Origin of the sequence: Nocardiopsis sp. NRRL B-16309 (assembly GCF_001279585.1) — a bacterium.
GTDB lineage: Bacteria > Actinomycetota > Actinomycetes > Streptosporangiales > Streptosporangiaceae > Nocardiopsis.
This window is the reverse complement of record NZ_LGEC01000074.1, coordinates 103,557-110,639: the sequence shown is the minus strand read 5'-3', so window position 1 is coordinate 110,639 and position 7,083 is coordinate 103,557. Positions and strand designations below refer to the sequence as shown.

The window sequence follows — 7,083 nt, the reverse complement described above, 5'->3', positions numbered from 1 at the left end:
CCCCCCACACCCCCCAAGGTCTCGGCCCCGCTGCCCACGCCGAGGCGCCCTCCACCCCGGCCGCACCGCGGCCGGGGCCCGCGCCCCGCCCCGCGGCATCCGGGGGACGAGCACCCTCCGAGGAGGATGCGCAGTGACCACACACGTACCCCGGCCCCGCCCCCGACGGCGATGGCCCATCCCAGCAGCCCTGGGCACCGCCCTCGTGGCCGCCCTGCTCACCGCCGTGTCGGTCCAGGCCGAACCGGCCCCCACGTCGGACTACGAGTACACACCGGTCGCCGAGAGGGTCCAGAGCGAGAATCCCGAGCTCACGCAGTACGAGTCGGCCTTCCTGGAGCAGTACGACACCATCAAGGACCCCGCCAGCGGCTACTTCCGCGAGTTCGACGGGCTCCTCGTCCCCTACCACTCGGTGGAGAAGCTCATCGTGGAGGCGCCCGACACCGGGCACGCCACGACCTCCGAGGCCTACAGCTACTACCTCTGGCTGGAGGCCACCTACGGCCGCGTCTCCGGCGACTGGCAGCCCTTCAACGACGCGTGGGCGTCGATGGAGGCCTTCATCATCCCGGCCACCGCCGACCAGCCCACCAACGGCTCCTACGACCCCTCCGCCCCGGCCTCCTACATCCCCGAGTCGCTCTCGCCCGCCGACTACCCGATGCCGATCACCCCCGAGGTGCAGCCCGGCCAGGACCCCCTCGCCGACGAGCTGAGCAGCACCTACGGCACCGACGAGATCTACGGGATGCACTGGCTGCTGGACGTGGACAACATCTACGGCTACGGCTTCTGCGGCGACGGCAGCGACGACGCCCCCGCCTACATCAACACCTTCCAGCGCGGCTCCAACGAGTCGGTCTGGGAGACCGTCCCCCACCCCTCCTGCGAGACCTTCGAGCACGGCGGCGAGAACGGGTTCCTCGACCTGTTCGTGGAGGACCAGTCCTACTCCGAGCAGTGGCGCTACACCAACGCGCCCGACGCCGACGCCCGCGCCGTCCAGGTCGCCTACCTCGCGCACGAGTGGGCCGCCGAGCAGGGCAACGCCTCCGCCATCGCCGACAGCGTCTCCGACGCCTCGATGATGGGCGACTACCTGCGCTACGCGATGTTCGACAAGTACTTCAAGGAGATCGGCGACTGCGTCGACCCCGCCTCCTGCTCTCCCGGATCGGGCAAGGAGTCGGCGCACTACCTCATGGCCTGGTACTACTCCTGGGGCGGCGCTCTGGAGAGCGCCGAGTACCCCTGGGCCTGGCGGATCGGCGGCTCGGCCGCCCACCAGGGCTACCAGAACGTGATGGCCGCCTACGCGCTCTCGGAGGTCGACGCCCTGCGGCCGGAGTCGGCGACCGGCGCCGAGGACTGGGGCATCAGCCTCGACCGGCAGCTGGAGTTCCTGCAGTGGCTGCAGTCCTCCGACGGCGGTATCGCCGGCGGCGCGACCAACAGCTGGGAGGGCGACTACTCCGAGCCGCCCGCGGGCACCCCGACCTTCTACGGCATGTTCTACGACGAGAAGCCCGTGTGGCACGACCCGCCGTCCAACCAGTGGTTCGGCTTCCAGGTCTGGGACATCGAGCGCGTGGCCGAGTACCACCGCATCACCGGCGACGAGCGCGCCGGCGACATCCTCGACGCGTGGGTGCCCTGGGCGATCGAGAACACCACGGTCGGCCCCGACGGGGAGTTCGCCGTCCCGGCCGAGATGGAGTGGAGCGGCGCGCCCGACGACTGGGACGGCACGCCCACCGGCAACCCGGACCTGAGCGTCGATGTCGTCTCGCACAACCAGGACGTCGGTATCGCCGCCGGCCTGGCCAAGACCCTCATGCACTACGCGGACGCCACCGGCGACGAGGCGTCGCTGGAGACCGCCGAGGGCCTGCTGGACGCGCTGCTGGAGCACCAGGACGACCTGGGCGTGGCCGTGCCGGAGGTGCGGGCCGACTACGAGCGGTTCGACGACCCCTTCGACGCGCCCGACGGCGGACTCTACGTGCCCGAGGGCTGGACCGGGCAGATGCCCAACGGCGACGTGGTCGACTCCGACTCCACGTTCGCCTCCATCCGCTCCTTCGTCGAGGACGACTCCGACTGGCCCCGTGTCCAGGAGTACCTGGACGGCGGCCCGGCCCCGGAGTTCACCTACCACCGGTTCTGGGCCCAGGTCGACGTGGCCACGGCCCTGGCCACGCACGGCGAGCTCTTCGGCGGCTCCGACCCGGACCCCGACCCGAGCCCGAGTCCCAGCCCCGACCCCACGCCCAGCCCCAGCCCGGACCCCACACCCAGCCCGGACCCCGAGCCGGACGGTTCCTGCGAGGTCGTCTACGACGTCACCTCCGAGTGGAACCAGGGCGCGACCGTGGACGTCACCGTGCGCAACACCGGCGACGCCGACGCCGAGGACTGGGCCCTGACCTGGTCCCGGCCCTCGGGTGAGGAGATCACCGGAGCCTGGAACGCCGAGGTCGAGCAGTCGGGCGGGACGGTCACGGCCACACCCGTCGGCTGGAACAGCACCATCGCCGCCGGGGGCCAGACCTCCTTCGGCTTCCAGCTGACCCACGGAGGCCAGGCCGCCACACCGGAGGCGTTCGAGCTGGACGGCGGGGCCTGCTCTACCGGCTGACCCGCGACACCGCGAACCGCCTCCAAGGGGCCGGACGCCGACCCCACCCGGCGTCCGGCCCCACCCCCACCGACCACGCCGACCACGACCACCACGAGGACCCCCCATGCCAGGCAGGACACGCACACGCGCCAGGGCGCTGGCGGCCGTCGCACTCGGCTGCGCGCTCGCGGCCGGGACGGTCACGGCCGCCCACGCGGCACCGGCCGCGGAGGCCGCCGACACCACGGCACAGCAGAGCGGGTTACGCGAGCCGGCCGACCGACTCGGCCTGCGGATGGGCACCGCCGTCTCCGCGCACCTGCTCGACCAACAGGTCTACCGCGACACCGCCGCCACCGAGTTCAACACCATCACCCACGAGAACTCCCTCAAGTGGGAGTCGGTCCAGCCCCAGCGGGGGCAGTACTCCTTCGCCGCCGCCGACCGCGTGATGGAGTTCGCCCAGTCCAACGACCAGGAGGTGCACGGCCACACCCTGGTCTGGCACAGCCAGCTGCCCTCCTGGGTGGAGGACGGCGGCTTCTCCGCGGCGGAGCTCACCGACATCACCACCGACCACATCGAGACCACCATGGGCCGCTACGCCGGGGAGATCGCCACCTGGGACGTGGTCAACGAGCCCTTCAACGAGGACGGCACCTTCCGCGACTCGGTCTTCCACCGGACGCTGGGCGAGGACTACATCGCCCAGGCCCTCACCACTGCCGAGGAGGTCGACCCGGACGCCCGGCTGTTCGTCAACGACTACAACATCGAGGGGATCAACGCCAAGAGCGACGGCATGTACGCCCTGGCCGAGTCCCTCCTCGACCAGGGCGTCCCGCTGGACGGCATCGGCATCCAGGGCCACCTGATCGTCGGCCAAGTTCCCGGCGACGTGCGCGAGAACATCGAGCGCTTCACGGACCTGGGGCTGGAGGTGGTCATCACCGAGCTGGACATCCGGATGGACCTGCCCGTCACCCAGGACAAGCTCGACCGGCAGGCCGACGACTACGCCCGGGTCATGGACGCCTGTCTGTCGGTGCCCGGCTGCTCCGGCGTGTCCGTGTGGGGTGTCACCGACGCCCACTCCTGGGTGCCCGACGTCTTCGAGGGACAGGGCGCCGCGCTGCCGATCGACGACGCCTACGAACCCAAGCCCGCCTACTGGGCGGTGAGCGAGGCCCTGGGCGGCGACACCGGACCCGGCACAGGCGATCCGGGGGAACCGGGCGAGCAGGACTGCCTGGTCTCCTACACCGTCACCTCCCACTGGGGCCAGGGCGCGGTGATCGACGTCACGGTCCGCAACGACGGGGACTCCCCCGTCCCGGACTGGTCGCTGACGTGGACCCAGCCCGCCGGTGAGCGCGTCACCGGCGCCTGGAGCGCCCAGGTCGACCAGAACGGCAGCGAGGTCACCGCCACGCCCGCCGCCTGGAACGACACCATCGCGCCGGGCGGATCGGTGTCCTTCGGGATGCAGATCACGCACACCGGCCAGGCCGGAGCACCCGAGGCGTTCGAGCTGGAGGGCCAGGCCTGCCGGACCGGGTGAGGACGCGCTCCGCGCCCTCCGCGGGCCGGGCGTCCCACCCCCCGGCGCCCGGCCCGCCCCGACCACCTCACCGCCCCGACCCATAGCTACCGACCCACCGCCCTGGATCCACCCCGCTTTCCACCCCGCCGCTGCCGCCCCTGGACCCACTGACCGAGACCGACCGCTGTCGACCCGGACGCGGGACCGACCGCTTCCGCCCGGCCACCTCTGACCACCGCCCCGACCGAGCGCCCCGGACCCGTCGGTCGGGCTTCCCGACCGGCGCCGGGGACAGCTTCCCGCCACTGTCCCCGGCGCCACCCCGGACCACCTTCGACAACGTTGTCTCCGACACATGGAGGAATCACCCGATGAGAACATCCGTCCCCCGGCGCCTGCTGGTCGCCCTCGGGGCCGTCCTGGCCCTCATGGCCGGCGTCGTGGCGTACGCGCTGCCCGCGCAGGCCGACACCGGCTTCCGGATCAGTGAGGGCCGACTGGTCGACGCGGCCGGAAACGACTTCGTCATGCGCGGAGTCAGCCACGCCCACACCTGGTACCCGCAGGAGACCCAGTCGCTGGGCGACATCAAGTCCCTGGGCGCCAACACCGTGCGGGTGGTGCTCAGCAGCGGCGACCGCTGGAACGAGAACGGCGTGGACGACGTGGCCGCGGTGGTGGCCGACTGCAAGGACCACCGCCTGATCTGCGTCCTGGAGGTGCACGACACCACTGGGTACGGAGAGGAGGCCGAGGCCGCCACACTCGACCAGGCCGTCGACTACTGGCTGCGGGTGCGCGACGCCGTCGAGGGCGAGGAGGACCACGTCCTCGTCAACATCGGCAACGAGCCCTACGGCAACGACGCGGCGACCGTCCAGGACTGGGCCGCCGACACCTCCGCGGCGATCCAGCGCCTGCGCGACGAGGGCTTCGACCACACCCTGGTCGCGGACGCGCCCAACTGGGGCCAGGACTGGTCGCACACCATGCGCGCCGACGCCCAGCAGGTGTTCGACGCCGACCCCGACGCCAACACGATGTTCTCGATCCACATGTACGGCGTCTACGAGCAGGAGTCGACGATCGTCGACTACCTGGAGGCCTTCACCGACGCGGGCCTGCCCCTGATCGTCGGCGAGTTCGGCATCGACCACAGTGACGGCAACCCCGACGAGGACGCCATCATGGCGCACACCGAGCGCCTGGGCCTGGGCTACATCGGCTGGTCCTGGAGCGGCAACAGCGGCGGCGTCGAGTACCTGGACATGGTGGAGGACTTCGACGCCGACCGGCTCACCCCCTGGGGCGAGCGGATCTTCCACGGCCCGAACGGGATCGCGGAGACGGCCGAGGAGGCCCCCGTCTACGGCGGCACCGACCCGGACCCGTCGCCGAGCCCCGACCCCACGCCCAGCCCCGACCCGACCGACCCGCCCGGGGACGGCGACTGCGAGGCCGAGTACGCGGTCCAGCACGAGTGGTCCGGCGGCTTCCAGGCACAGGTCACCGTCACCGCGACCGCCCCGATCACCGCGTGGACGGTCACCTGGACCTTCGCCGACGGCGAGCGCGTCACCCAGGCCTGGAACGCCTCGGTCACCGGTGACGGCGACCGGGTGAGCGCGGACAACGTCGACTACAACGGCACCCTCGCGGCCGGGCAGTCGACCAGCTTCGGCTTCACCGGATCCCACGAGGGGGCGGTCGGGGTCCCCGAACTCGACTGCACCGCCTGACACACCGGTCGCGCGGGGGCGTGTGCCCCGCGCGACCACCCACCCCCCACCGAATGGAGCAGTGAACGACGATGAGAACGAGGAAGAGCCACGCACTGGTCACGACCGTGGCCCTGGGCGGCCTGGCGATCGGCTACGGCGTCGCCGTCGCCCCCGAGCCCGCCGAGGCCCACGGCGCCTACACCTACCCGGCCAGCCGCACCTACGCCTGCTTCCAGGACGCGACCGGCGGCAGCAGCGGCGGTGCCCTGCAGCCCACCAACGACGCCTGCGCCGACGCCCTGGCCGAGGGCGGCGACTACGCGTTCTGGAACTGGTTCGGCAACCTCATCGGCGACGTCGGCGATGCCCACCGCGAGCGGGTGGCCGACGGCGAGCTGTGCGGTCCCACGGAGGACTTCGCGGCCTTCAACGCGGCACGGACCGACTGGCCGAGCACGCAGCTGGAGCCGGGCACCACCACGGAGTTCCGCCACAACGCCTGGGCGCCGCACCCGGGGACGTTCTTCACCTACGTCACCGAGGACGGCTGGGACCCGACCTCGCCCCTGGCCTGGGACGACCTGGAGCTCATCGACGAGACGACCAACCCGCCGCTGCGCAGCGAGGGCGACGCGGGAGCCGAGTACTACTGGGACGTCAGCCTGCCCGACCGCGAGGGACGGCACGTGGTCTACGTCGTCTGGGAGCGCTCGGACAGCCCCGAGGCGTTCTACAACTGCTCGGACGTGGTCTTCGGCGACGACCCGGGCGACCCCGACCCGACCCCGGACCCCACACCGAGCCCCGACCCCACGCCCAGCCCGGACCCGACCCCGAGCCCCGACCCCACGGCACCGCCCGAGGACTACTGCCGGGCGGAGTACTCCGTGGTCGGCGAGTGGTCGAACGGCTTCCAGGCGGAGGTCGAGGTGACCGCCGGCGAGGAGGACATCGACGGCTGGATGGTCGACTGGGTGTTCGCCAACGGCCAGGAGATCCAGAGCGCCTGGAACACCGACGTCGTCAACCACGGCGCGCACCACGAGGCGAGAAGCGTGTCCCACAACGCGGCGCTGGACGCCGGGGAGTCCACCACCTTCGGGTTCGTGGCCTCCCACGACGGCGTGAACACCCTGCCCAGGGTGGCCTGCCAGGAGGACTGACCCGCGAGGGTCCGCGTTGACGCGCGGAGCCGG

Annotated in this window: 4 protein-coding genes; all 4 read left to right on the top strand. The window is 71.8% G+C overall.

The window, feature by feature from the left end:
* Positions 1–133: 133 nt before the first annotated feature.
* The 4 genes from ADL05_RS15140 to ADL05_RS15125 all read left to right on the top strand — a co-directional run bounded on the left by ADL05_RS15140 (position 134) and on the right by ADL05_RS15125 (position 7,050).
* Positions 134–2,641, top strand: a complete 2,508-nt coding sequence (locus ADL05_RS15140; RefSeq protein WP_156365854.1) for a glycoside hydrolase family 48 protein — start codon at positions 134–136, stop codon at positions 2,639–2,641.
* Positions 2,642–2,747: 106 nt separating this feature from the next.
* A complete protein-coding gene (locus ADL05_RS15135; RefSeq protein ID WP_053617605.1) occupies positions 2,748–4,184 on the top strand; it encodes an endo-1,4-beta-xylanase in 1,437 nt (478 codons plus the stop codon).
* Between the two features lie 353 nt (positions 4,185–4,537).
* The gene (locus tag ADL05_RS15130) at positions 4,538–5,905 is read left to right on the top strand and encodes a cellulase family glycosylhydrolase (protein WP_053617604.1); all 1,368 of its coding nucleotides are present in this window, start codon (positions 4,538–4,540) and stop codon (positions 5,903–5,905) included.
* A gap of 71 nt (positions 5,906–5,976) precedes the next feature.
* Entirely contained in the window at positions 5,977–7,050 is a 1,074-nt protein-coding gene (locus tag ADL05_RS15125; protein WP_053617603.1) for a lytic polysaccharide monooxygenase, read from the top strand.
* The last annotated feature ends 33 nt before the right edge of the window (positions 7,051–7,083 follow it).

Bases quoted from the DNA above. Each gene is read 5' to 3' on its own strand.
- ADL05_RS15135 (WP_053617605.1), top strand. From the start codon at position 2,748: ATGCCAGGCAGGACACGCACACGCGCCAGGGCGCTGGCGGCCGTCGCA.
- ADL05_RS15130 (WP_053617604.1), top strand. From the start codon at position 4,538: ATGAGAACATCCGTCCCCCGGCGCCTGCTGGTCGCCCTCGGGGCCGTC.
- ADL05_RS15125 (WP_053617603.1), top strand. From the start codon at position 5,977: ATGAGAACGAGGAAGAGCCACGCACTGGTCACGACCGTGGCCCTGGGC.